Genomic DNA, 285 nt, shown 5'->3' on the forward strand with positions numbered 1-285 from the left:
GACGTTACCTCCCGCATTGCTTCAGGGAAGCCAGGATCTGGAATGTTTGGCGTCGCAGGTTCTCATTCTTGCCGGAGAGCTGCCGAACGCAGAACTCATCCGACGCCTGCCTGCAGCATCCATTGTCAACGCCTATGGACCTACCGAAGCAACGGTCTGCGCGACGGTTTGGAGTTGCCCGGCTGAGTTTGATGGGACCATTGTCCCGATTGGGCGTCCAATCGCGAACACGCGGGTGTATCTTCTGGACGGTCATGGCGCGCCTGTGCCGTTCGGGGCGGTGGG

The 285-nt window shown here is 60.4% G+C and carries 1 protein-coding gene; it reads left to right on the top strand.

All coding sequences use genetic code 11. The annotated features are described in order from the left end of the window. Positions 1–46 precede the first annotated feature (46 nt). The coding region (locus ACLFKU_RS44540; protein WP_410853494.1) for an AMP-binding protein at positions 47–285 on the top strand (239 nt) is incomplete at its 3' end.

This window comes from Paraburkholderia sp. EG304 (assembly GCF_046543485.1).
In the GTDB taxonomy this organism is placed as follows: domain Bacteria; phylum Pseudomonadota; class Gammaproteobacteria; order Burkholderiales; family Burkholderiaceae; genus Paraburkholderia; species Paraburkholderia youngii.